Below are 26,561 nucleotides of genomic sequence, written 5' to 3' on the forward strand. Positions count from 1 at the left end.
CGTGAAGAATTAAAAGACCTAGTCTTCCAACGCCTTTACTCCGAAAGCCTTGAATTTTGAGCAGTATGGCAGGTCTCCTGGCTTGCATTCCTGTTGTCGCCTTCCCGTGATTTCACAGTGGCAGATTGGACAACAGCATTTAAATGCTTACAGTTGCGGGTACAGCTTTCGATTTACACGAAATTCCCTATTAATTCTCCAGGCAGTATACCCTTCGAAACCAAAATGCAGTGCAAATGTACAAAGTATAAATGAATTTCATAGTTTTACGAAAACTATTTACCAGCAAGTCATAAGCATAGACACTTTTAAATGAAAAACCCATTCACCATACTTACAGCTCTGTTTTTCCTGGCTATCATTTCCATTAGTTGTAAAAAAACAGCTAAAAATGAAGGTTCAACTGACGCCGGAATAATCAAAAATGATTACGCTAAAGGGTTTTCTATCGAGAAAAAAGAGGATGGATATCTGTTAAAGTTGTTTGACACAAATAATGAAAAACCTTTAAGCGAAATCTTACTAACAAATGGCTCTTCAGCAGAAAATAATGATATTCCAAGTTTATCAATACCTTTAGATAAAGTAATTATCGGATCCTCGACATTCATCGGTTTTCTGGATACTTTAGAAAGCTTGAAAATAATTAAAGGGTTCCCTGGTAAGCAATTAATCTATGATCCGGAATTACTTGAACAGATAAATTCAGGCACTACAATAGATCTGGGGAACCAGATATCCTGGAATGTTGAAAAAGTAGCTGAAATCAACCCTGATGCGATGCTTCTTAACCTGTTTGGAACTGAAGACCCTAGCATAGATAATATCAGAAAATTAGGTGTCCCAGTGTTGTATATTCAGGATTTTCAAGAACCCCATCCTCTAGGAAAGGCTGAGTGGATCAAGGTTTTTGGTCTATTGACAGGGAAATATGAAGAAGCTATCTCAATCTTTGATGGCATTAAAAATGACTATCTATCTTTAAAATCATCGCTTGCATCTATCGAAAACAAACGAGGTGTGACCAGCGGAATGGTTTATGAAGATGCATGGTTTGCGCCGGGTGGCGATTCTTATATGGCCACATTGATTGCAGATGCAGGAGGCAAATATATTTGGGAAGATAAAAGTGGAACCGGGGGTTTACCTTTGGCTAAGGAAGTGATATTAACAAGAGCAAAAGACGCTGAGTACTGGATAGGCGCTGCTGCATTTTCAAATTATGAAAAGTTAAAAGATCACGATAAACTTTTCGAATCAATAAAGGCGGTAAAAGATAAGAACGTTTATACTTACATTGGAAAGGTTAGAGAAAATGGAGGTAATGATTATTTTGAACGTGGTCCGGTAGAACCTCATATCATTTTAAAAGATATGGTTAAAATTATGTATCCGGAAATGGCTGAAAAACACAAACTTGTTTATTACAAAGCGCTCCAATGAGAAAGTCAACCATATTTATCATTCTGATAGTTGTACTTTGTCTCGGATTTATACTGAGCTTGTGTCTTGGTTCGGTACTTCTGACTCCCGGACAACTATTTGATGCTTTCTCAGGCAATGGTGATTCAATATATTCGGACATTATCATAGATTATAGACTTCCAAAAGCAATCACAGCTTTAATTGCAGGAATAGCCCTTTCAATAAGCGGATTATTAATGCAAAATTTCTTTAGAAACCCGCTTGCCGGTCCTTTTGTCCTTGGGGTAAGTAGTGGCGCCGGGCTATTTGTTGCCATTTTAATCATGACAGGGTGGTATGCAGGCTTCGCCATTATTGGCATTGAAATACACCAAACTACCATGGTAAGCTTTGCCGCAATTTTTGGCGCGATGGCTGTATTAATACTGCTTTTGTTAATCCAGTCTATAAATAAAGATTACACAACCTTACTAATAGTCGGCTTGATGATTTCATCTGCTGTAAGTGCAATGATCAGCCTAATTCAATATTTCAGTCAGTCTCAAGATATTCAACGGTATCTTTTATGGACAATGGGAAGCCTTGGGGCTTTAAGCTGGATGGAAATTTCAGGCTTGGGTATTTCACTTATTATCTGCCTTGTCCTATTACTATTCATAATTAAACCACTCAATGCATTAAATCTTGGCGAATCCTATGCCTTATCTATGGGTGTTAAGGTTCAGACAGTAAGAATTATTGTATTGCTAATTGCAGGTATCCTTGCGGGAATGATAACAGCATATTGTGGTCCAATTGGATTTATTGGCTTAGCAGTACCGCATTTGACACGACAATTTTTTAAAACATATCATCCTGCCTGGCTTATTCCGGGAACAGCAATTACCGGTGGAGCTATTTTGTTATTCTGTGATATAATAGCCCAAATGCCTGGTTTTGACTATGTATTACCCATAAATACTGTAACTGCACTATTTGGTGCTCCATGGGTGATCGTATATCTGTTAAGAAAAAAAATTAGCGGGAACTTCAATTGAAAGAATCAAGTAACGATATCGCCCTTTTATTAAAAGACCTTGAGATTGGATACAAGGTAAATCACCCTATTGCTAAAAAGATTAATGCATCTGTCAATTGGGGAGAAAACATAGCATTAGTTGGGCAAAATGGCAGTGGAAAATCTACACTTCTCAAGACTTTGAGTTTACTTCAGCCAAGTCTTAGTGGTTCTCTTGTAATTGACGGGATCGAATCTGAAAAGCTAACAGAAAATCAAAAAGCTATCCTTACAGGAGTAGTACTTACCCGTGGTGAAGTAATAGCAAATATGCGGGTTGAAGACCTGGTTATGCTAGGGAGATATCCGTTTACTCCATGGCATGGAAGATTATCTAAAGAAGACCTGAAGATTGTAAGTTCATCGATTGAGGCAACGGGAATATCCTATAAAAGAAAGGCATTACTAAGTGAATTAAGTGATGGACAGCTACAAAAGGCATGGATAGCCAGGGTTTTGGCTCAAGAAAGCAAAATATTATTCCTTGATGAGCCAACTTCCTTCCTTGATCAACCTAGTAAAATGGAAATCTTTGGCTTGATATCTGACCTGGTAAAAACTAAAAATAAAACTGTAATCACAGCCACGCACGACCTTGACCTTGCGATTCAAAAGTGTCACCGCTTCTGGTTGCTAAACGACAAGGGTGAGTTCATTGATAAACTTCCTGAAGAATTAATAATGAATGGCTCTATCAATGACTTATTTGCTGGTAAGGGATTTGAGTTTGATCTGGATCAGGGCCGGTTCATCCGGAAAAATAATTTTAATAGAAAATATAATATCAAAGGCCCCGGGCATTTAGTCAAATGGGTCGAACATGCATTAAATAAATATGAAATATCTGAAAACTTAAGCGAACAGATTGTCGTGACAGAAAATGACAATAAACTTATTTTTAATATTGGTGAAAATTCTTATACTGAGATGTCTAAATTTATTTCAGTATTAAAAATGAGAAACTTTTAACCAGTTAACTTTATAATTTTTTTCAAATCATTTTTATATATTGGGAAACATTTTTTCGATTTTAACCTAACTAATATGAAATCTTTTTATTTAGTAGTTGCACTTATCATAGGTGTTAACTTATCATATGCTCAAGAACTTATCCCATTTCGTAAAGGCGATAAGTGGGGATATGTCAACAAATCAAAAAAGGTAGTCATCAACTTCAAATATGATAATGCAAATCCATTCTCAGAGGGGCTCGCGGCAGTAGAAATGAATGGAAGAGTCGGTTTCATTAATCAAAGCGGTGATATTGTAATTCCTTTTCAATACTCAAAAATCATTGAAAATTTTGAAGGTGGCCTGGCTAAAGTTTTAAAAGGCGACAACCTTGGAATGATCAATGCCAAAGGTAAAGAAATTGTAAAATTTGGAGAATACGATAAGATCTCTGAGTTTAACGGTGACTTGGCTCCTGTTTTCAAAAATGGTCTTTGGGGCTTTATTAACAAAAATGGCAAAGAAGTAATCAAGGCTCAATATGAGAGCGTTCCTTTTGCCAGAATATTTACCGAAGTAGCTCCAATTATCTGCGTGAAGAAAAGAGGGAAATGGGGTTATATCGATAGAAAAGGAAATGTAGCTGTGCCTTTTGCTTATGAAGATGCATTATGGTTTACAGAAGGAATGGGTGCAGTAAAACTAAATGACAAATGGGGTTTTATTGACCAGGCAGGTATGATCGTTATTCCTTTTCAATATGAAGATGTAGACCACTTCAAAGAAGGAAGAGCTGCAGTCAGGTTAAATGAATCATGGGGATATATTGATAAGTCAGGAAGAAAAATCACTGAATTTAAATATGACCTTCCTGTTGTAAAATTCTCTGATGGGTATACTATGGTTCATCAAAAAGGTAAAATTGGTTTTATTGACATTAATGGAAATGAAATCATTAAACCTAAATATGATTTTGGCGGACCTTTCTTTAATGGTTATGCTGTAGTTGGTAATAAAGGACAAGCTGGAGTAATCAATACCGAAGACAAAACTATTGTACCTTTTTACTATGACAAGCTAAGCGAGTTTTTTGTTGATGGCCTAATTAAAGTTAGTAAAAATGGCAAATTCGGGTTAGTATCTGTTAACAACAAGCAGATCACTGATATAAAATATGACAGGATTGGTACTCCACTTAGCAATCTTAATAAAGGATTGATCGAAGTAAGAGTTAAAGGTGTCAGAGGGTTTATTGACTCAAACGGAAACGAATATTTTGAATAAAAAAGAGGCTGATCTCTCAGCCTCTTATCAACAACCAAATTTTTATTATATTCAATAGCGGATGTTTAATCCCCAATCGTAGCTATAATATGTTACTTTAAACGAGTTTGGGATATCATTTGTTTTGTACTGGTTTATCCAGGTAATTACATCCTGTCCCTTTTGAGTAAAATCTTTGTTATACCACTCGAAAATCTGGTTTAATTCAACCTTTTTTGACGAAGTATTAACTTTAATAAAATTGCTGTCATCGACAGCTTTTTTTGTTCTGGTATCAAGCTGTTTATCAAGAACTTCAGGTTTGAATGCAAAATTTGCTAACTCAGGACAACTATTTGCTGCACAACTAAAAGCAAAATGCACACGTGGATCACCGTATTTAAAAATCACTTTACCTTTTTCAATCTTGTCAAGAGTTAATTGTTCACCTGCTACATCGTGCTTTATCATGTTAAAAAATCCATTCTTATTTATCGCCGACTTTAATGGATAATACTTTACAATTTGATGAATAACTATAATGTTATATGCATTAATATAAAATGCTGTTAACTCATTTTTATCCTTTCCTTGCAAATCAATATCAGCAAGCATAGCATACATATCATTTATTTCTCTGGGATTATCTTTTATACTTGCATAGTCGACCCTTCCTTTTTCAACATATTTGTTTAAAAATTTATCAGCACGGTTGGTGAATTCATCATACTTATTCTGTGCAAACAAGCCATTAGCAATTAAGATTAGTGATACAATCAGGTGAGTTTTCATAAAAAAATTGTTTTAGTGTTTCCTTTCAAACGGGAAATCTATTTCCTCTGATTCCAATTTTTTGTCTGCCTAATGACAATTGACGCCTTTATATTTTCATAAAGCCCAACTCTTTTATCTAAATTAGAGAAATTGAACTTCCGAAGAACTTTAATCAATGGAAAGAATCATAATTATCGGCAATGGTATTTCCGGAGTAACTTTAGCCCGTCACCTGAGAAAATCTGGATCTAAGGATGAAATCCTGATTATTTCATCTGAAACGAAGCATTTCTTTTCAAGAACTGCCTTGATGTATATCTATATGGGGCACATGAAATATGAACATACAAAGCCCTACGAAGATCACTTCTGGGCTAAAAACGATATAAAATTATTGTATGATCATGTCAAGCATGTCAACATATATGATAAATCACTAAAACTGGAATCTGGTGATCACGTAACCTATGATAAGCTGGTTATTGCCACCGGGGCTAAACCTAGTTTCTTTGGATGGCCAGGGCAGAACTTAAAAGGTATTCAGGGACTGTATAGCTATCAAGACCTCCTTAACATGGAAGAATCCACTAAAAACATCGCAAAAGCAGTTATAATCGGCGGTGGTTTGATTGGCGTTGAAATGGCAGAAATGCTTCGTTCGAGAAATATTGATGTTACTTTTTTGGTGAGAGAAGACAGGTTCTGGGGAAATGTACTTCCAATGGAAGAAGCAAAAATGATTGGTCAACATATGAAAACTCACCATATAGATTTGCGACTAAATACCGAGGTTGCAGAATTTATCAGTGAGGACGGTACTCAACTCCATAGTGTCAAAACTAGCTCGGGAGAAATTATTGAAACACAGTTTGCCGGGGTTACCGCTGGTGTATCACCAAATATTGACTTCCTGAAAAACACTGATATTGAAACTGAAAGAGGGGTATTAATTGATGATCAATTCAGAACATCTGTACCGGATATTTATGCAATCGGCGACTGTGCCCAGCATAGAAACCCACCGCCAGGACGAAGGTCTGTTGAGCAAGTCTGGTACACCGGAAGAATTATGGGTGAAACACTGGCTCAAATTCTGACAGGTAAAAATGTAAAATACAACCCGGGACCATGGTTTAACTCCGCTAAATTTTTCGATATCGAGTATCAAACCTATGGACAAGTGCTTCCGGAAATCCAGAATAATGAATCGCGTTTCTACTGGCAACATCCGGAAAACAATATTGCCATTCACATTGTATTTGATAAAGATGATTATTCATTCATCGGGATTAATGTATTCGGCATCAGACTGAAACATGAGTATTTTGACAAGATGTTAAACAAAAATGCGACAGTTTCAGAAGTGTTGAGTAATCTTAATGATGCCAACTTCGATCCTGAATTTTTCAAAAGATATGAAGAAGAAATCATTAGCTCCTTTAATAATACTTTTCCGGATCTAAATGTTAGTCTGTCAGCCAAACCATGGTATAAAAAGTTATTTGCTTAGTTATGAATTTAATTCAAAAAACAGGAATCACCATTTTTTGCTTAGCATTAACCATGTTTATCGGTTTGCTTTTCACTTCTTCTTTTACTTTAACTCCGGAAATCGCAAAAGAAGTAATTACAGACGAATCCCACTTTGAAAGTTTAAGTGAGGGATTAAAACCATTATACAATCAGGAGTTAAGCAAAACTGAATTTATATCCGGAGTAAACGAGGTAGTTGAATCTACAAATGAACACTACAGAAAACAGGAACTGTGGGATAATGTAATTTATACAGATTACACCTTTTCACTTACAAGAGAGTCCTTAAGAGGCCCTGTTGAATCTAACAATCCGTTTCTATTATTCCTGATACTTGGTGCTGCCATCATTGGATCATTATTGTATATCAGCCAGAAATGGAAAGATGAACCTGCAGGAATCAAAAATAACAATGTGATGTTCAGGTCAATGACCAGAAGAGGTGCACTTGGAATCATCACAGCAATTTTCCTTATCCTGTTCTATATCTTCCTTTACAAACTCCCTGCTTACATAATTGAATGGGTAAGGCTGTTCGATCCGGTATCCATGTTTATAAAAGGCCAGCCAGCGAGCCAGTGGTTTATGTATGGATTTTTATATACAGTCGCCATAGTTATTATGGGTATCCGAATGTTTAAAAAATATCGTCATAGCAACTATCAGATTCTCAGAAATACTTCAGTAATGTTCTTTCAGATCTCCTTTGCATTTTTGATACCTGAAGTATTATACCTGTTGAATTTACCAGCTGTTGACCTTAAAAATATCTGGCCTCTCGATTACACTTTCTTTTTCGAATATCGGATTAATGAATACATTGAGTCAGGTACAATCGGTATCTGGATGATGGTTTGGGGTATACTTCTAATCATTATCGGAGTTCCATTATTTACTTTTTTCTTCGGAAAAAGATGGTATTGCAGCTGGGTATGTGGATGTGGCGGATTGGCAGAAACCCTTGGAGACCCATACAGGCATCTTAGTGATAAATCTATTAAAGCATGGAAGATTGAAAGGTATTCTGTTCACTTAGTACTTGTATTTGCAATAGTAATGACTGGCGCAGTTATGTATACCTACTTCAGTGGCAATTCAAATATATTAGGTGTCAGCAGTTATGATATTAGAAGCTGGTATGGGTTTGGTATCGGATTCATATTCGCAGGGGCTGTGGGCACCGGGTTTTACCCAATCATGGGAAACAGGGTCTGGTGTCGGTTTGGATGCCCACTTGCTGCATACCTGGGTATTGTACAACGATTTAAATCCAGATTCCGAATTACCACTAATGGAGGCCAGTGCATTTCCTGTGGAAACTGCTCCACCTATTGTGAGATGGGAATTGATGTTCGCTGGTATGCCCAAAGAGGACAGAATATCGTTAGAGCTTCATGTGTAGGCTGCGGAGTTTGTTCTGCCGTTTGCCCAAGAGGTGTACTAAATCTTGAAGTAAAAAATGAAAAAGGCCGGTTTGGCAAAGATCTTTTAACAGGCAACAATAACACACTATAGATACATAATAGTTGAAATACCTTGATGCTAGCAACAGGGTAGGTTATTTTTGCATTTTTTTAGCGGAAAATGAAGCAAAAACCAGATATACGGGTCATCATACCAGCCTTTAATGAGGAAAATGCAGTTGGAAAGGTCATTAACGAGATACCAATGGATATCGTTAAAGAAGTGATTGTGGTTAATAATGGATCTGTTGATAAAACAGCTCTTGAAGCTAAGAAGGCTGGCGCAACTGTTCTTGATCAGCCAGAGAAAGGATATGGCAGAGCCTGTTTGAAGGGCATTGATTATCTGAAATCTTGTGACAATACTGACATTGTAGTTTTCCTGGATGCAGATTATTCAGATTATCCCGAGGAAACTTATCAATTGGTTGCTCCAATTATCAATGAAGACGTTGATATGGTAATCGGTTCAAGAGCAACTGGTGACAGGCAATCAGGATCAATGACTCCGCAGCAGATTTTCGGTAACTGGCTGGCAACTAAAATGATCAGATGGTTTTACAATGAACATTTTACTGATTTGGGGCCTTTCAGAGCTATTAAATACCAAAAGTTACTTGATCTGGATATGCAGGACAAAACTTATGGCTGGACAGTAGAAATGCAGGTTAAAGCTGCAAAACAAAAATTTAAATCGACAGAAATACCTGTGAAATACAGGCAAAGAATCGGTGTCAGTAAGGTGTCGGGTACTGTTAAAGGCACGGTCATGGCAGGTTATAAAATAATTACAACAATTTTGAAGTATGCAGTTTAGTGTCTGGGAGTTGGTTTTAATGATAATTTATGTTGGTGCATTATTCTTCATTTTTGCATTCAGCCTGACACAACTACATCTCACCAGTGTCTATAAAAATTTCAAAAAGAAAAAGAAGTTATCTTCTCCAAAGGTAGAAAACTGGCCAATTGTTACTGTTCAATTACCGGTATACAATGAATTATATGTAATAGAAAGATTAATAGAATCTGTTGGCAAACTGGACTATCCGGAAGGTAAGTTGGAAATTCAGGTTCTCGATGATTCAACTGATGAGTCAGTGGAAATCGCTGCAGCAAAAATCAAAGAATTACAAGAAAAAGGAGTTGACATAAAGCATATCCGTCGACCTGAGAGAACAGGTTTTAAAGCAGGTGCCCTGGATTATGGACTGCAAATCTGCAGGGGAGAATTTATAGCCATCTTTGATGCAGACTTCACCCCGGATACTCTATTTCTTAAAAAAACGGTTCCATATTTTAACTATCCGGAAATTGGAGTCGTTCAATCTCGTTGGGGCCATTTGAATAAAAACTACAGCTTATTAACCCGACTACAAGCGTTTGGTCTTGATGCTCATTTTTATATAGAGCAGGTTGGTAGAATGGCTTCCGGGAGCTTTATAAATTTTAATGGAACCGGAGGGATTTGGCGCAAACAATGCATTGTCGATGCTGGTGGATGGAATGATGATACTTTGACAGAAGACCTGGACTTGTCTTACCGTGCTCAATTAAAAGGTTGGAAATTTCACTATCTCGAAAACCTCGTTTCTCCTGCTGAACTACCGATTATTATGCCTGCTGTTAAATCACAGCAATTCAGGTGGAATAAAGGGGCCGCAGAGACTGCAAAAAAGAACCTGGGAAAACTCTGGACAGCAAACATCCCTCTTAAAAATAAAATTCACGGCACTTTTCACCTGTTAAATTCTAGTGTTTTTATTTTCCTGTTGGTTGCTTCTTTAGTGAGTGTCCCCCTGTTAAGAATTAAAAATTCAACGCCTGAATTTAACTGGCTGTTTGATCTTGGGTCTATTTTCCTGATTGGTTTTATTGGGCTTTCATATTATTTCTGGGTAGCAAACAAGCAATCTGACGATCAAAAAGACAGTTCCTTTTGGTCATTCCTAAAAACGTATTTTTTGTTTTTAACTATGTCAATGGGACTATCACTTCACAATGCTATCGCTGTCTTTGAAGGCTGGATTGGAAAAAAATCTCCTTTTATCAGGACTCCCAAGTTTAATGTAAGCGATAAAAATTCATGGAGAAAAAATCGCTATCTTAATCTAACATTTTCACCACTTAGCATGCTGGAAGGACTTTTGGCAATATATTTCTTATTCGGAATATTTTATGGTGTGAAAATCGGTGATTATGGAATGATCCTTTTTCATGTAATGCTTGCCTCAGGATTTTCTATGGTCTTTTATTACTCAGCTAAAGCAACCTGATAATATGGGCATTCAGGCTGATAAATCTAATAGTCAATCAATTTTCGGAGCCATAATCCTGGCTATCAGCATTCTTTATCAAGGGTTATTTGTAGATCGGCTAAATGATTTATGGATTACTTTAACCTATATTTCAGCCTTTGCAGGGTATTTTGTTGCAGTTTTTTCAGGTGGATCTTCAAAAACCAGGCTTTATACAGCAGTACTTATTAGAGTAGGTTTGATTTTTATCATACCATGGTTATCCGAAGACATATACAGATTTATCTGGGATGGTGCTTTATGGAAAATGGGAATTCATCCATTCTCGGAAACACCTTCCCATATCATGGCAAATGTTGATTTAACACCTGAACTACAAAACCTTTATCATAAACTAAACTCACCAAATTACTTCACCATTTACCCTCCTGTTTACCAGGCAATTGGGTACTTATCATCATTTCTTCTACCGATATCAGATTATGCTTCAATAATATTCATCAAAGGAATACTTGTTATTGCCGAACTGAGTGTAGTTTCAGGATTTGACAAACTAAGTAAATTTTACCCTAAGGCAAGTTCCCTGAAATATGCCTATTTGTTAAATCCACTTGTGATTATTGAAGGTGCCGGGAATGCCCATTTTGAAATTATTTTGGTACCTGCATTAATTTACCTAATCTATTATATCAAGAGTAATAAATTCATGCTTACCGGGATTACACTCGGAGTCGGGATTGGAATAAAACTACTTCCTCTAATATTTGCGCCTTATATCCTTCTCAAAGCAATTCAGAAAAAAGAAGGTCTAAAATTCATGATAGCTACAGCAATTACCTGCATGCTATTATTTTTTCCAATATTTGATCTGCACTTTATCAAAGGCCTTTCGGAAAGCACTTCTTTATATTTCCAAAAGTTTGAGTTTAATGCTTCAATATATTATCTAATCAGAGAAGCTGGATTTATGATAAAAGGGTATAACCCTATTCAAACAGTTGGTCCAATTTTATCTATTATCACCACGCTAGCCATACTTGCAATTTCATGGAGGTTCCGCAAAAGTGATCCTGCAAAAGTATTATTCTGGCTGTGGCTGGCTTATTTATTATTTGCTACAACAGTTCATCCATGGTACGTCATTCCACTTATCGGAATTTCCACTCTAAACAACTACCGATCAGCAATGGTCTGGTCATTTTTTGTTTTTTTTACATACCTGGGATACTATGAATCCGGCTATAAAGAAAATTATTTATTAATAGTTGTTGAATACGTAGTTCTTGGTGCGGCCTTTTTATTTGACTTGAATTACCTTAAATTTAATAAGACCCAAATTGCTAATGAGTAATACAAAGCTTATAGTTTTTGTTAAGAGACCTGAAAAGGGAAAAGTAAAAACCAGGCTGGCAAAAGACCTTGGTGATGATAAGGCATTGGAGATCTATACAAAATTACTTTTACATACGGCATCACTAATTGAAGAAATTGAATGGCCAACTTTTGTTTACTACAAAGATGAAATAGTTCGAAATGATTTGTTTTCATTGCCATGGGTTATCAAAAAAGTTCAATCAAATGGTGATCTTGGTGCGAAAATGAAGAATGCATTTGTAGAAGTAAAAGAAGAAACAGAAGCTGAAAAAATTATCATAATTGGTTCGGATTGTTATGATTTAGCCACAGATCACCTAATAATGGCATCGGAAAAGCTCAATAACCATGATGTCGTAATTGGACCGTCTAATGATGGAGGTTATTATTTACTGGGCTTAAAATCGATTCAAAGCAATCTATTTAACAATATTGAATGGTCAACTGAAACTGTTTTGGCAGAGACTATTAAAAAATGTAAGGAATCAGGACTAAGTATTCATTTGATTGAAGAATTAGTAGATATAGATACAATTGAAGATCTGAAGTCAATAAAAAATGAACTCATATGATACGTTATGTTATCATTCTAATGCTAATAATGTCTGCCTGTAACTCTAATACAGATGACCTGACAGAACAGGTAAATAAAACTTTGCATAAACCGCCAAAATGGGCTCAACATTTTAATAGTGATTGGGCTTCAAATGATTTGTGGAATGATGGGCTTGCGGAAGTCAATATTTATGATGCTGAACGGGTAATCTATGGCGAATCCAGAAAATATGAACAAGTTTATATTGCAGTAAAAGAAACATTCAATAAAGAGTACCATGTAAAAACAGATAATTATGAGCGAAATGACCTTTTTGATGTGATCAAAGTAAATCTATTTGCAGATATACCCACCCATAAATATCCATATCACTATCTGATGAGTATCTTTTTCAAAAGAGAGCTACCATATGAAGTAAATAAACTGACAGTTTCTTCTCAGGAATGGTGTGGAAATACGTTTAAAGCAATTCGTAAAAAAAATTACGGGTATGATGAAACCTACAATAGCTATTGGGATGGTGAAGGCAAAGGAGACCGAAAAATCAATCAAAATTGCCTAATTGAAGATCAGTTAATTTTTACACTACGTTCGCTAAATTTTCGTGATGGATTTTCATTTACTGCCCCGATAATGAAAACCCGAATGACCTCCAAAGCAACGGCTCCAAATATAAATGAAGCCAGAATCACAATAACAGACAATGACACATCCTGGAAAGTAGTTGTTAAGGGAGATCACATCGGAGAAATAATCTATCTCGTTGAAAAAGAATACCCAAACAAGCTTACTTCTATGATCGCTGCTGATGGAAGAAAATGGGATCTTAAATCTTCTTCAAGAGATGACTACTGGGCAGATTAAGCCAAAGCTTCTAAATCTCTGAATAGAATTCTTCTACGGTCAAAACTAATCAGGTTTTGTTCTTTCAGTTCATTTAAAACAGTGGTGACGGTTTGTCTTGAAGTCCCTGTTAGTGCCGCAATATCTTTATGTGTCAGGTGATTTTTTACCATAACCTCATAGCCAACTTTGGTTCCTTTTTCTTCCCCCAGTTCTTTCAAAAATTCAACAATTCGTGTTCGCGCATCCTTAAACACAAGAGAGTTAATTCTTCGCTCCATCTTTTTCAATCTGAAACCAATCAACTTAAGAATCTTCAAGGTAAAGGTCTGATCATCAAGCATAAGCTCTTCCATATGCTCAGTAGTCATCGGGCAAACTTTCGTGCCTTTATCCATGGCCTGGGCAAAGTCATTTCGCTTTCCTTCTCCGGTAAGTGCCAGTTCACCAAAAAGCTCACCCTTTCCAAGGATCACTTTCAGATTTTCTTTACCCTCATCACTATAATTGCCAATTCTCACACGTCCTTCAGCAACCAGATATAACTGATTTGACGCATCATTAGGGAAATAGATGAATTCATCCTTATCAAATTCCAACATTTTATGGGTTTTCCCTGTTGCCTCCCCAAATTTATGAGGACACATAACTCCAAAAAGATCTACATTTTCAAAATACCACAGATTATTTCCGTTATTCATATCTAAAAATTATTTAAATACTGCCCTGATTTGTTGAAAGACAATTATAAATATATGATTTTTTATTGCTGGTTTTAGATTAATTGGCAATGTTTTAAATAAACATCGCTATTTTTGAACCATAATACATTATAAACGGTATTATTAAAACATGAGTTTCTATCTATACGCAAAAGCCCTTCATATTATATTTGTTGTAAGCTGGTTTGCCGGTCTTTTTTACATTGTGAGACTATTTATTTATCACACTGAAGCATTAACTGAAAAGCTAGATCCGGAAAAATCCATATTGAGTAATCAGCTTAAAATTATGACCTCAAGGCTTTGGTCAATCATAACCATACCTGCATCTATTCTTACTGCAATTTTTGGTTTCTGGATGGTCTGGGAACTTGGAACTATTAGTGGATGGCTTTGGGTGAAATTAGGTCTGGTAGCCGGATTATATCTTTATCAAATTTGGTGTTGGAGAATTTATAAAGACCTCCAAAACGAAAAGGTTAGATACTCCTCTGATCAGTTAAGAATGTTCAATGAAGGAGCAACATTATTCTTGATATCCATAACTTTTCTAGTAGTCTTAAAAAGTGCTCTTGATATGGTTTATGGTTTAATTGGACTCTTTTTCGTGATGATTTCATTAATGGTAGGAATTAAACTTTATAAGAAATACAGAAAAAATTAAAATATCTATGTTACGTAAATATCTTTTTGCAATTGCATTTTTATTGTTGGCATTAGCTTGTAACAAGGGAAACGAAAGTGGTGGCAGGATCATTTCTATTGATGAGCCATCAAGAAATCTTGGCTATATCGGTAACTATCAAGTTATCGATACGGTTATAAATGATGAAAAAGTAGTAGATACTATCTATCATACTATTGGTGAGTTTTCACTTATTGATCAGGATAGTAACATTGTTACAAAAGAGCAAATGGATGGTAAAGTGGTAGTTGCGGACTTCTTCTTCACCACATGTCCTTCAATATGCCCTACAATGGCCGCTCAGATGCTCAGAGTATATGAAAAATATAATGGAAGAGAAAATTTCCAGATCCTTTCTCACAGTATTGACCCATATAATGACAGCGTACCTGCTTTAAAAGATTACGCAAATAAATTGGGGGTTGAAAATGATAAATGGTTGTTTATGACCGGTGACCTTGAAGAAATATTCAGGCTAGCCGAAAAGCAATACATGATTACTGCATATCAGGATCCTCAGGCACCAGGCGGGTTTGCCCATAGCGGAGCATTCGTTTTGGTTGACCAGAAAGGACGACCAAGAGGTATGTATGACGGAACCAAAAAAGAAGACGTTGATCGTCTTATGAATGATATTGATAAACTATTGACCAATTCGAAATGAAATATACAACGCTGATTTTCCTTAGCGCCATTTTGATTATGAATACATCTTGTGGCTCAAAAAACAAAAATGGAAATGTTGAAGTATCAGGAACTGCTTCTGATGAAATGAAATTCAAACACTATATGATTGCCGGTGAGCAGTTATATAAAAAACATTGCAGTAATTGTCATCAGGAAAATGGTGAAGGGCTCGCCTCATTATTCCCTCCATTAGCAAAGTCTGACTACCTATTACAAGATGTTAATCGATCTGTATGTATTGTAAGAAATGGCTTAAAGGGAGAAATAACTGTCAATGGGAAAAAATTCAATCAACCCATGTCAGCTTTAGGATATCTATCTGATATGGAAATAGCCGAAGTATTGACTTACGTATACAATTCGTGGGGAAACGAAAAAGGTCTTGTTACCCAGCAAGCTGTTAGTGATGCCTTGCTGGAATGCGAAGAATAATAAAAAAGCTGCCTTAGAGCAGCTTTTTTTATTTTTTAATGAGGCTATCAGCCATTAATGCTTTTTCTGTTGTCTTTTTAAGCTCCTGTAACTTATCAAACTCCCCCTCAAGATAATCAATTGCCATAGTATCAACCATAGCATCATATTCGGTTACTTCGTCCTTTGATACACCCTTACGCTTAAAATTCATCATCCATTCACGCATTTCTTTCTGGGCTACAAGAATATTTGAATGAGCCTGTGATAAATCCTTATAGAATACACTTGCTGTATCTCCACTAACCGAGATTGAATCCATCATCTTTTCAGCTTTGTTTCTCATCAGATTTAGTGTCGTTGCAGGTGCCATCAACTCATCATGAATATGCATGACATTTTGATAAAGTGAATCACGTTCAGCTGTAAGATCTGCTGACTTCTCTTTAGAAGCATCAGAGCATGAAGAAACAACTCCTGACATAATGATTATTATAATTAAATATCTCATATACTTACATTATCTATTCTCTTAAGCAGTAAGTTAATAATCTCATCTACCGAATTGAAAACATTGCTTAATTCTGTCTCTTTTTCTTCTATGGCTAATCCGGACTCTAACTTCCTTCTGCTTCTTTCAATTGCATCCAGCAATTGAGTTGCTTCCAAAAATTTAAGCATGGATTTAACTTTATGAACCGTATCCGTGATAATGTCTACATCCTCATCTAGAAAAGCAAATCTGAATTTGTCCTTAAATTCTTTCAATTGATTGATATATGAGTTTACAAATTCTTCTTCGAACCTTTCATTTCCGTCTGTCAGATAGTCTATCTTCCCAAGATTAATTATGGCTTCTTTAATTAACCCTTCGGTAGCATCTCCGGGAATCAATTCTTGAATTTGCTTCTCTTCAGATTTAACATACTTGGTTATTTTCTTATATAAATCTGCAGGATGAAATGGTTTCGATATCAAATCATTCATCTTAGCCTTTTCGACTTTCTCACGGACATCATCTAACACATGGGCAGTAAGAGCAATTATTGGCACTTTATTAATAGCATCGTTTGTATGTGCCCGGATTCTTTTAGCTGCCTTCACGCCATCCATCACAGGCATCTGAAGATCCATCAAAATCAGATCATATTCATTAATAGAGGCCTTTTCAACTGCCTCTTCTCCATTAATAGCCGTATCAATTAAAAGGCCCCATTTTTGCAAAAACCTTTTGGCAATATTAAGATTTACAGGGTTATCCTCTGCAACTAGTACTCTTACACCCTTTAATACACCTTTACTCTTAGAGTAAACTTCACTAATTCCGTCACCAAGAATAAGCTTACTACTCTTTTTAATTTTAAGTACAAAACTAAATTTGGATCCTTTTCCATATTCAGATTCAAGCGCAATTTCTGAGCCCATTAATTCTAACAAGCGCTTAGTGATTGCAAGACCAAGTCCGGTACCTCCAAATTTACGTGTAGTATCTGTGCTAGCCTGTTCAAAGCGTTCAAAAATCACCTTATGTTTTTCCTTTGGAATACCAATTCCCGAGTCTTCTACAGAGAATAATACATGAACAAACTCTTCATCTTCCCTATCGTACCCAACATCCAAAACTACAGAGCCTTTATCGGTGAATTTTATTGCATTACTAACCAGGTTTGTAAGTACCTGACCAATTCTAACCTGATCACCAATAACAATCTCAGGGATACCCATATCAATTCTTACCTTGAAGGAAATATTTTTCTCTTCGGCTTTTGGTGATAACGACTGACGAATTCCGCTAACCAATGAAGGTAATGAAAAGTCAATGTTTTCAATTGAAATTTTACCTGCCTCAATTTTGTTAAAATCAAGCACGTCATTAATAAGTACTAATAAATTATCGGTTGCAAATTTCAAGGTTTTCAAACTATCAACCTGTTCAGGTTTTGGAGATTCATCCAATAGTAAATGTGTCATCCCAATTACAGCATTGAGCGGAGTTCTAATCTCATGACTCATTGTTGATAAGAAGAACGCTTTAGCTTCAGAAGATTCTTCAGCACGCTTCTTACTATCTTTTAACTCATTTTCTTGAAGCTTCCAGGTTGTTATTTCTTCAGAGAATATTATTATTCCACCGATTTCATAATTTTCATCAAACCAGGGACGAACTTCCCATCTAAACCATCGCTCATTCCCCTTCTTATCGATGATCATTTCTTCCTCTTCATGCTCTATTGCTCCATTAAGACAACGTCTGTGAATATTCTTCCACTCCTGAGAAACATTTGGAAAAAGGTCATAATAGGAAATACCTAAAAACTCCTTATCCCGAAGATTATAATCATCAATCCATTTGCCACTTGCCGCAATGAATTTCATATCCTTATCAAGCATGGCAAGAGGAACAGGCACAGTTTTAACAAAAGACTCGAGCTGCTGTTTCTTTAGATAAAACTGCTTTTCTTTATCTTTTATAGTGGTAATATCCTGCACCATTGCGTAAACACCAATGATGCGCCCACGTTTGTTATAGCTAGGTCGGCCGGTATATTTAAATGTTTTTTGAGTTTTATCTTCTGTTTCGTGAACTATTTCGATATCGAAGGCTTTTCCAAACTTACTTGCCTCCTCTAACACTTTGTAGAAACTTGCAGAATCATCAAAATGAATTGTATCAATAAACTGTTCCAGATCAATTTGAGTTTGCTGAGCTGCCAATCCAAAAAACTCACATAATGTAGCAGACAAAATTACATCCTGACTCTCAATATTAATCTCGATAATACCAGTTCGGGTCATTCGTTGAGATTCCAATAATTGTTGCTCTCGAAAGGCGATTTCATCTTTTAGAATTTCAACATCAGCATTTTTTTCAAGAAGAGCTTTTGAAACATTCTTTACCTTCCAGTCAAACTCCTCAGTTTTCTTTTTTAATAAATCATTTTCTTCAGACAATGACTTATTCCTTGTTTTAACCAAATCTAGTTTCTGGGTAAGGGCATTAATATTGAGAAGAATCTTATTAATTGAATAATTCAGACAAAAAGATGCTATGATTACAACAATATAATAGCCGAATAATAAATGAGTTCCAAACTGAATCCACTCTGACGGTTTGTGAATCAAGGGGTATAATGCATCAAAAAGGATTATGAGACCAGGAATAATGATTATATTACTATAATAGGTAACTTTAGTATTACTTGATACATAAGTGAAATAGGGTATTACTGAAGCTAATATCAGAACAATATGAATTGAATATCGAAAAGATTCAAGATGTTCGAATGACAAAAATGAACTTGTCAATCCAATTATAAATATTAACGTTATATAAACATAATAAAAAGCTTTTCGAAAAATGACCCGGTTTCCTTTTGGATCGATCAAATAAAATAGCAACATAACGACATAAGATGTCACTCCTGAAATTACAGGGGAATAGTTATCCGCATTCATTAATAGTGATATCAACAATATTAATGATGTGATTAAAATAAATCGCACTACTTTAACGTAGTTACTTGATGAAAGCTTATCGAGGCTGTTCATGAGCTTAAAAAATAAATTAGAACCAGAAAGATAGTAAAAAATTATATTCGATAATAAAAAATATTTCTGTTTAAATTAATTATAAAAAAATAGGAACATGTTCAATTCAAATAAACAAAATATGGCTTCTGAAGATAAACAACCTACAGGTTCAGGTAGTATTGTTTCATCAAGTACCGTTATGATTGGAAATATTGAGTCAAATGACTTATTAAGAATAGAAGGAAAGGTTAATGGAGATATTCTTAAAGCCCCAAGAGTAATTGTAGGATCAAAAGGTGAAATCCATGGAAATATCACTTGTGGTCAGCTCGATGTTGAAGGGACAATACATGGAAATATTGCTTGCAAAAGTAAAGTGATTTGCAAAAGTACGGCTAAAATAACAGGTGAAGTTAAAGCTGCAGATTTAAAAGTTGAAGCTGGAGCTTTAATCAATGGAAAAATATCTATAGGGTCACAGGCTGGAGCTGTGGTTGAAAAGAAATAATTTTTTAACGGTTAGAAGTTTTCTATTTTTTTAAGATGAATCCATTTCCCATCTTTATAAATCACTATTTTTAAATCAGTGATTAGTTCTATACCGTAAGTCACTGTTTCAGTTCGGTCGTTATAATAAAGAGTTATGGAGTTTTGAGATTGTATGAACTTATCAAAATCAAGCCTGTTTACATCCGGACAAATTGGTATTGCCTCTGCAGTTTCATCTCTGTAAAAAATAAAATCTGTAGCTATACGGTCTACCTCATTACCTTGTCCACATGTTGTGCGATCCATATAAAGTTCGCCATCCATACTATACAAGGTAGCTTTTTCAAATTCCCATACACCTACAAAGTCTGAATCTGAATAATATGGTTCTTCCTCAAATTCATCGCTATTACATGATAATATTACCACAGCAAAGAGTAAGATTACCGAACAAGCATTAACACGCTTATTAATGGCATTTAATCTTCCATAACACATAGCTCGTTACTTTATTGTTAATCTTATTTTAAGAATGATTACAAATAGCTGGGTGTGGTATTAATATAATATACACAATATCAGTATATTATAATAGAAAAAAATACTAAAAAAGTGTCCAAAACAGACTCAAATAGCATGTATATTGAATAAAAGTAGTATCCTACATGCTATATTGTAAAAAATCGATATTTTAATTGTATATTTCTTTGAGCCTTAAATCATAAATAAATTTTATGATTTACATATTGAATTGACTATGTAGTTTAAGTTTTACTTTACTTTGAATCTTTGTTTTATTGTTAGATTTAATTTTCCTGCCATACCACATAATAAACCCTGTCACAGGCATACTTGCGATGATTAAACTAAACAAAAAGGCCAGTATCTTTCCCGGAATACCGGCTATTGAGCCAATATGAATATCATAATTCATTCTCATAAATAAATCTGCCCCATCAGCATTGGCATACTTATTCCATACATGATCTACTTCTTTTTCTTGAAGTGTATATTGATCAAAATAATGATAATTCATTTTCCAATAGGTGGATGCATCTGGATTTGCGTTCGCAGCAATAGTAGTAAGGCTATCATGAGGTGGGTGAACTTCAATCCATTCCGCATCTGGATACATCCCTTTCATTTTAAGCCATGCAAGGTCTAATGAAGATGCATTGAATTCCTTATCGCTATTTCTCAATGTATCTGATTGAGGCTGGTAGTACTCCACGAACTCATCTCCACCTGAAATCCCGGTATATACCATGTCCCGAAACCATTGAAAGCCCCATATTAACCCGGTAACTGAGAACAAAATAGCAAATATCGAAACATAAAAACCAAGCACCGTATGAAGATCAAAATTTACTCTGCGCCATTTACCATTAAATTTAATCTTAAATCGCTGTTTGACATTTTTCTTGTTTTTTGGCCACCACAGTATCAACCCTGAAAACACTATAACTAGAAATACCAAAGTTGCACTTGCAACTATTGGCTGTCCTATCGGGCGAGGTAACCAAAGATTGAAGTGGCCATCTAAGATTACTCTAAAAAAACTCGTCTTTTCATCTTGTACATGAATAATTTTACCGGTATAGGGATTTAGATAGGCGATAAAATAATAATCATTTTCATAACTGTAAAATATTGCTTCAGTCGACCTGCCTTTATCATAATAAAGCAAAGCATGTAATTCTTTATCAGGAAATTGACTTAAAACAACCTTTTCAAGTTCAGAAGGAGGCAAAACTCTTTCATTACTTTTCTCAACAAATCTATATGGTTGTGTTGCATCCTGGATTTCCTTTTGGAAAGCATAAATACATCCTGTTACCGCAACAACAAAAACGATTGGCCCGGATATAAATCCGAGCCAAAGATGAACCTTTCTGACTATCTTTTTTACTACCATTATTAAAATCTGAAATTAACTGTTAATCGATAGTTACGAGGAGGTTCTGTTTGCCAGTAATAGATTGGAGAATATCCCTGGCCATCTGAAACATTTGTTGGAGCCCCTGAGTACAAATAATCGTCTAACAGATTATTAACCAACAGGTTGAAACTTATATTCTTAACCGAATAACCTAAACCTGCATCTAGTCTAAAATAATCAGGTAAAGCAGATTCTGATCCGTCGAAAACAAACCACGATGATCTTTCTACTTGATAACTATAGCCTAATGAAAGTCTAAGATTTGATTTTACTAACTCCTTTAGATTATAGGTTAACCATGAGTTTTGTAAATGTTTGGTAGCTCCCGGTATACTATTCCCAATAATTTCAGAGTTTGTATCTTCTGTAATTTCACCATCAGTATAAGCATAGTTCATTACCAATTCCAGATTAGGTAAAACCTCCCCTCTAAGGTCAAATTCTATACCTTGAATTTGCTGTTGGCCTGTTTGAATACTGAAGTTAGGATTATCAGGATCGGTGGTTAAAACATTGTTTTTTGTTATCTGATACAGAGATATCCCCATATTCCAACGTCCATCAAACCATTCCTTTTTTAGACCTAATTCTAAATTACTTCCCACTACCGGATCAAATGAATTTCCATTTACATCAAGTCCAAAGTTTGGCATGAAAGACTCATCATAAAGGAAATAAGATGTCAGGTCGTTTGTCACAGACCAGCTAATCCCAACTCGAGGAGTGAACTTTTTATCTTCTTTTGTTCCTGAATATGGATTTACAGTATTACTTACAGAATAGCGTCCAGCTAACGTTATTCTTAATTTATCATTAAAAAACCCTAGCTGATCCTGAATATAAAGACCTGTATATCCATTAGTATAATTAACCCCTCTCTCTTGGATAGATGAGCTTCTATCATATTCTGGATATTGATTTGCTGAAACTGTTCCGTAAACAGGCTTATAGATATTAAATTCACCTCCAAGTGAGCCTCCCTGAGACCAATCCGCATAATAATCCTTATGATTAAGATCGAGCCCGGCAATTATTTCGTGAGAAACATCACCAGTAACTTCACGGCCATACACAAATAATTGGCCATTCTTGCTTTCGCCAAACGCATCCCAAATACTAACTCTTCGAATAATTAAGCTATCATTATCAGGGTCAACGTATGAAGGCCAAAGGCTCTGTCCTTCCTGATCATACCTCATGTATGCCACCTGTGCATTAAGCTGCCAGTTTGTACTTATATTATGCTCAACAGATGCAAAAATACTTTTATCAACCATATCTGTTGGATCCATGTTAGATTCTGCAGTTGTGAAGCTTCGTGGAAGTACACCATAACCATCTTTTGAAAATGAATAATTGCTTCCAATTACATTAACTCTAGCAAATTGCTGGTTGTACTCTAAGGTTAACTTGGTATTATCTGTAACCAAGTATTGAATTACACCTGCTACTGAATATCTGCTACTCTTCTCAAAGTCTCTATGAGAAGCTTTTGACTGTCCCATTACATTGAGTCGGTATAGTAACTTACCATCTTTTGAAATTCGACCATCCAGATCTCCTGCAACCCGATAGGTATCAAAACTCCCTAATGACATAGAGACCGATCCTCCGGGTATACCTGTTGGTTTTTTAGTTACAACATTGTAAAAACCTCCCGCTTCACCATTTGACAACATAAACCCGGCAGGGCCTTTGACAAATTCAATTCTGTCAACCATACTCATATCTTCCGACAACGGCCCCCAGTTACTAACTTGTACATTCATTCCATTTCTAAAAGGTGTTGCACGGCTTCCCCGGATATTAATTCTGGCATAGGTTTCCCAATGTTCCAGACGTTGAGCACCGCTAACATTTCTTTCAATACCATCAGTCATCTCAAATATTTGCTGATCGTCAAGAAGTGACCGGGTAACTGTTTGAATATTTTGTGGAGTCTCAAGAATTGGAGTCCTTAATCTTAAGGAAGTTGAAGGTAATTCTGAATAATAATCATTTCTATTTGTTGAAACTGTTACTTCCTTTAATGTTTCAAGTGATTCAACTAATTGAAAATCTAATTTTGTGGTTGTACCTCTTGAAATTTCAACCTCTTTAGATTGCTTATCTAAACCAACAAAAGAAGCTATAATTGTATATTCCCCTGGTTTGATTTCTGTTATTCGGTAAAATCCCTTTTCATTAGAAGAAGTCCCTTTAGTTGTCCCTTCTAGTATTATATTAACAAATGCAGCTGGCTCTCCATCTGAAGTGGTTATTTGTCCTTCAATAGATCCATTTTGTGCTTTTATTCCAAACGCACATGTTACTATTAATGAGTAAAAAAGTAAATTTCGTATCATAATTTAGATCTTACTTGCGTAGTTTAATTATGATACAAAATTCTTATTTAGAATGATTCTAAACAATACCGGCAATTGGTGAAATTACACTACCATTTCTAAGGTTTACCTACTCTATTCAGGGTAGTTTTTAACCTGGATCTACTAATCCATTATCATAAGCATAGCGAACAATCTCAGCAACAGAGCTTACGCCTAGCTTTTTCATAATATTTTTGCGGTGGGTTTGAATTGTATGAACACTCAAAAATAGCTTGGCAGCAATAGTTTTATTATTCATTCCTGTTGCAAGACAAACGGTTATTTCTAGTTCTCTGGGAGATAATACTTGATTATCAATAGATGCAACAGGTTGTTTTGTGTTCAATTGTTCTGAAAGAATAACGTCAATTATATTATTACAATAAAACTTTTCCTTTGAGATCATTGCCCCCAAGGCTTCGACTACCTCCTTTTCTTTGCAATTAGGAGTAATACATGACTCAATACCAAGTTTAAATAGATCAACAAGTGCACGATTATTAGATTTAGAAGCAACGGCTAATACCGGCAGATTATAATTTGTCCTGACAGTTTGAATTATTGAAAAGTCATCGTAAAAAAAATTATCAGCATCAATTACTACTCCAACAAGCCCATCAACATGTAAAGACTTTTCAAAGTCATTATTCGTATTTACATCAATAGTGTGATAATGAAATGATTCTTCAACTAATGACCTCATGCCAATATGAAAAAGTGTATTGTTGCCTGCAATTAATACGGAAGGATCACCCATTTTTAAAACCTATATTTATTTAGACTTATTCTAAATAGCAAAATAAATACATATTTAAAGAAAAAACAATACCCTACAGAAGGTATTGTTCATTATAACTGAAGTTCTTAATAGTATATCAATCAATCTCAAAGGAGATTTTTGCATTTACTCCATAGCTAACTATCTTATCTCCTTTTACCATACCATTCATATTTTCTATATATATGGATTTGATATTTTTGATTGTTTTTGCAGCTTCTTTCACGGCATTCTCTGCCGCATCATCAAAACTTTTATCGGATGAAGCTATAACTTCAATAACTTTAACAATACCCATTGGATCTACTAATTTAAGTTAAACATGTTTTTGTTTTGGCAACACAAGTAAGATTGGTAATTAATGTGCTGTTTATAAGTTAACCCAAATATTTTTAAAACAGGAATTATAAAACATATATTCGAATCCGTTAATAAAATAATGCTATTTGATAACGATCATCACCAAAAAAATGTAATTATAACTTTAAATTTACCACCCCTATATCAAATTATAATTCGTAACTTAAGATATACAATCTCAACACCTTATAGCTAAATACATATATCATGGAAATTGATTTTGACCTGAGTGTTGCAATAAAAAAATACTTGGTATCAAATATCAGTTTGTCAATAGATTTAATTGATGATGACAAAGTTGATTTAGAAATCAAAGTCCATAAAATCAGAACTAATATCAAAAAAATCAGAGGATCGCTAAGACTCATTCGTGAATATTTACCTGAATACAAAAAGTTAAATATAGAATTTCGGGATATGGCCAGAAGACTTGCTGATTATAGAGATGCTACCTCTGCAATCGAGGCTCTGGACAGGTTAACAGAGTACCATTCAAGTCAATTATACAAAACCACTTTTAAAAAAATAAAAGCCTCCCTGATTAAACATCAGGAAACTCTTCAGTATAGAAATAACATCAATTTAATTTTAACTGAAATAAAAGACCAGCTGATTAAATCTTTGGAGAAAGCTAAGGATTTTGATTTCCAAAAGTCATTTAAATCCATTAAAAAGGGACTATCAAAGGTTTATGAAAAAGGACAAAAAATTGAAAAACAAATAAACATTGAACCTTCACCTTCTTTACTACATGAATGGAGAAAGCAAGTAAAATATCATGCTGGTCACTTACAAATTATTTTTCCTTTGTGGCCAGAATTATTCTCAGCTTTTATAAATGAATATTATAGATTATCTAATTATTTGGGGGAAGACAGGGATTTATATTTACTTAAAAAATCAATCGAAAATAATCCCGATAGCATTTCATCTGAATCAGAATCAGAATTAATAAATGCATTAATAGATTTTAATAATTCGAAACTTCAAAGCTCAGCATTAACACTTGGCCGGAAGCTATATTCTATTAGTACAAATGAATACATTAAATTTCTCGGGTCAGGATTCAAACAGACCTTATAAATCAAATTCTCAAAAT

At 35.1% G+C, this 26,561-nt stretch carries 25 protein-coding genes and 1 riboswitch; of the genes, 16 read left to right on the top strand and 9 right to left on the bottom strand.

Translation table 11 applies throughout. The annotated features are described in order from the left end of the window. Positions 1 to 50 precede the first annotated feature (50 nt). A riboswitch (cobalamin riboswitch) is annotated at positions 51 to 240 on the bottom strand. A 72-nt stretch (positions 241 to 312) separates the two neighbouring features. From HH304_RS13930 to HH304_RS13945, 4 genes are all read left to right on the top strand, one after another. Beyond that, the gene (locus tag HH304_RS13930; RefSeq protein ID WP_169682672.1) at positions 313 to 1,443 is read left to right on the top strand and encodes an ABC transporter substrate-binding protein; all 1,131 of its coding nucleotides are present in this window, start codon (positions 313 to 315) and stop codon (positions 1,441 to 1,443) included. Beyond that, the gene (locus HH304_RS13935) at positions 1,440 to 2,462 is read left to right on the top strand and encodes an iron ABC transporter permease (RefSeq protein WP_271711623.1); all 1,023 of its coding nucleotides are present in this window, start codon (positions 1,440 to 1,442) and stop codon (positions 2,460 to 2,462) included. The genes HH304_RS13930 and HH304_RS13935 overlap by 4 nt, the downstream gene beginning before the upstream one ends. After that, a complete protein-coding gene (locus tag HH304_RS13940) occupies positions 2,459 to 3,451 on the top strand; it encodes an ABC transporter ATP-binding protein (RefSeq protein ID WP_169682674.1) in 993 nt (330 codons plus the stop codon). The genes HH304_RS13935 and HH304_RS13940 overlap by 4 nt, the downstream gene beginning before the upstream one ends. A 75-nt stretch (positions 3,452 to 3,526) precedes the next feature. After that, the gene (locus HH304_RS13945; RefSeq protein ID WP_169682676.1) at positions 3,527 to 4,717 is read left to right on the top strand and encodes a WG repeat-containing protein; all 1,191 of its coding nucleotides are present in this window, start codon (positions 3,527 to 3,529) and stop codon (positions 4,715 to 4,717) included. Positions 4,718 to 4,768: 51 nt separating this feature from the next. On the opposite strand, the gene HH304_RS13950 is transcribed toward HH304_RS13945, so the two are convergent. Further along, on the bottom strand, positions 4,769 to 5,488 hold the full coding sequence (locus HH304_RS13950) for a DUF547 domain-containing protein (protein ID WP_169682677.1): 720 nt from the start codon (positions 5,486 to 5,488) through the stop codon (positions 4,769 to 4,771). A 157-nt stretch (positions 5,489 to 5,645) separates the two neighbouring features. On the opposite strand from HH304_RS13950, the gene HH304_RS13955 reads away from it, so the two are divergent. The 7 genes from HH304_RS13955 to HH304_RS13985 all read left to right on the top strand — a co-directional run bounded on the left by HH304_RS13955 (position 5,646) and on the right by HH304_RS13985 (position 13,515). Further along, positions 5,646 to 6,980, top strand: a complete 1,335-nt coding sequence (locus tag HH304_RS13955) for an NAD(P)/FAD-dependent oxidoreductase (RefSeq protein WP_169682679.1) — start codon at positions 5,646 to 5,648, stop codon at positions 6,978 to 6,980. A gap of 2 nt (positions 6,981 to 6,982) precedes the next feature. Further along, entirely contained in the window at positions 6,983 to 8,518 is a 1,536-nt protein-coding gene (locus HH304_RS13960) for a 4Fe-4S binding protein (protein WP_169682682.1), read from the top strand. Positions 8,519 to 8,587: 69 nt separating this feature from the next. Beyond that, entirely contained in the window at positions 8,588 to 9,283 is a 696-nt protein-coding gene (locus tag HH304_RS13965) for a glycosyltransferase family 2 protein (protein WP_169682684.1), read from the top strand. Beyond that, positions 9,273 to 10,739 (top strand): cellulose synthase family protein, encoded by a 1,467-nt coding sequence (locus HH304_RS13970; RefSeq protein WP_169682686.1) that lies wholly within the window; start codon positions 9,273 to 9,275, stop codon positions 10,737 to 10,739. Before HH304_RS13965 ends, HH304_RS13970 begins: the two co-directional genes overlap by 11 nt. A 4-nt stretch (positions 10,740 to 10,743) precedes the next feature. After that, positions 10,744 to 12,072, top strand: coding sequence for a glycosyltransferase 87 family protein (locus HH304_RS13975; RefSeq protein ID WP_169682688.1), 1,329 nt, complete (start codon positions 10,744 to 10,746; stop codon positions 12,070 to 12,072). Further along, a complete protein-coding gene (locus HH304_RS13980; RefSeq protein WP_169682690.1) occupies positions 12,065 to 12,667 on the top strand; it encodes a TIGR04282 family arsenosugar biosynthesis glycosyltransferase in 603 nt (200 codons plus the stop codon). Before HH304_RS13975 ends, HH304_RS13980 begins: the two co-directional genes overlap by 8 nt. Next, a complete protein-coding gene (locus HH304_RS13985) occupies positions 12,664 to 13,515 on the top strand; it encodes a hypothetical protein (RefSeq protein WP_169682692.1) in 852 nt (283 codons plus the stop codon). Before HH304_RS13980 ends, HH304_RS13985 begins: the two co-directional genes overlap by 4 nt. Here the strand turns inward: HH304_RS13985 and HH304_RS13990 are convergent. Further along, complete coding sequence (locus HH304_RS13990; protein ID WP_169682694.1) at positions 13,512 to 14,195, bottom strand: Crp/Fnr family transcriptional regulator; 684 nt, start codon at positions 14,193 to 14,195, stop codon at positions 13,512 to 13,514. The two genes, HH304_RS13985 and HH304_RS13990, sit on opposite strands and share 4 nt — an antisense overlap. Positions 14,196 to 14,346: 151 nt before the next feature. On the opposite strand from HH304_RS13990, the gene HH304_RS13995 reads away from it, so the two are divergent. Genes HH304_RS13995 through HH304_RS14005 form a run of 3 tightly spaced genes read left to right on the top strand, consistent with a single transcriptional unit; the run spans position 14,347 to position 16,020 of the window. Continuing rightward, entirely contained in the window at positions 14,347 to 14,880 is a 534-nt protein-coding gene (locus HH304_RS13995) for a CopD family protein (RefSeq protein ID WP_169682696.1), read from the top strand. A 7-nt stretch (positions 14,881 to 14,887) separates the two neighbouring features. Next, positions 14,888 to 15,565 (top strand): SCO family protein, encoded by a 678-nt coding sequence (locus HH304_RS14000; RefSeq protein ID WP_169682698.1) that lies wholly within the window; start codon positions 14,888 to 14,890, stop codon positions 15,563 to 15,565. Beyond that, positions 15,562 to 16,020: a c-type cytochrome gene (locus HH304_RS14005; protein WP_169682700.1), complete on the top strand. Its 459-nt coding sequence runs from the start codon at positions 15,562 to 15,564 to the stop codon at positions 16,018 to 16,020. The genes HH304_RS14000 and HH304_RS14005 overlap by 4 nt, the downstream gene beginning before the upstream one ends. Positions 16,021 to 16,048: 28 nt before the next feature. Here HH304_RS14005 and HH304_RS14010 read toward each other — a convergent pair whose 3' ends face one another. Next, positions 16,049 to 16,510: a hypothetical protein gene (locus HH304_RS14010; protein WP_169682702.1), complete on the bottom strand. Its 462-nt coding sequence runs from the start codon at positions 16,508 to 16,510 to the stop codon at positions 16,049 to 16,051. Continuing rightward, on the bottom strand, positions 16,507 to 19,548 hold the full coding sequence (locus HH304_RS14015; RefSeq protein ID WP_169682704.1) for a hybrid sensor histidine kinase/response regulator: 3,042 nt from the start codon (positions 19,546 to 19,548) through the stop codon (positions 16,507 to 16,509). Before HH304_RS14015 ends, HH304_RS14010 begins: the two co-directional genes overlap by 4 nt. A 97-nt stretch (positions 19,549 to 19,645) precedes the next feature. On the opposite strand from HH304_RS14015, the gene HH304_RS14020 reads away from it, so the two are divergent. Beyond that, a complete protein-coding gene (locus HH304_RS14020) occupies positions 19,646 to 20,038 on the top strand; it encodes a bactofilin family protein (RefSeq protein ID WP_169682706.1) in 393 nt (130 codons plus the stop codon). Positions 20,039 to 20,049: 11 nt separating this feature from the next. On the opposite strand, the gene HH304_RS14025 is transcribed toward HH304_RS14020, so the two are convergent. From HH304_RS14025 to HH304_RS14045, 5 genes are all read right to left on the bottom strand, one after another. Next, on the bottom strand, positions 20,050 to 20,517 hold the full coding sequence (locus HH304_RS14025; protein ID WP_169682708.1) for a hypothetical protein: 468 nt from the start codon (positions 20,515 to 20,517) through the stop codon (positions 20,050 to 20,052). Positions 20,518 to 20,758: 241 nt separating this feature from the next. Then, entirely contained in the window at positions 20,759 to 21,934 is a 1,176-nt protein-coding gene (locus HH304_RS14030; RefSeq protein WP_169682710.1) for a PepSY-associated TM helix domain-containing protein, read from the bottom strand. Between the two features lie 2 nt (positions 21,935 to 21,936). Beyond that, the gene (locus tag HH304_RS14035) at positions 21,937 to 24,303 is read right to left on the bottom strand and encodes a TonB-dependent receptor (RefSeq protein WP_169682712.1); all 2,367 of its coding nucleotides are present in this window, start codon (positions 24,301 to 24,303) and stop codon (positions 21,937 to 21,939) included. Between the two features lie 130 nt (positions 24,304 to 24,433). Further along, the gene (locus HH304_RS14040; protein WP_169682714.1) at positions 24,434 to 25,081 is read right to left on the bottom strand and encodes a helix-turn-helix transcriptional regulator; all 648 of its coding nucleotides are present in this window, start codon (positions 25,079 to 25,081) and stop codon (positions 24,434 to 24,436) included. Between the two features lie 118 nt (positions 25,082 to 25,199). Next, complete coding sequence (locus tag HH304_RS14045; protein ID WP_169682716.1) at positions 25,200 to 25,400, bottom strand: dodecin family protein; 201 nt, start codon at positions 25,398 to 25,400, stop codon at positions 25,200 to 25,202. 269 nt (positions 25,401 to 25,669) lie between these two features. Between HH304_RS14045 and HH304_RS14050 the strand changes: the two genes are divergently transcribed. Further along, complete coding sequence (locus HH304_RS14050; RefSeq protein ID WP_169682718.1) at positions 25,670 to 26,545, top strand: CHAD domain-containing protein; 876 nt, start codon at positions 25,670 to 25,672, stop codon at positions 26,543 to 26,545. The last annotated feature ends 16 nt before the right edge of the window (positions 26,546 to 26,561 follow it).

It is taken from the genome of Marinigracilibium pacificum, from assembly GCF_012926615.1.
Lineage (GTDB): Bacteria > Bacteroidota > Bacteroidia > Cytophagales > Cyclobacteriaceae > Mangrovivirga > Mangrovivirga pacifica.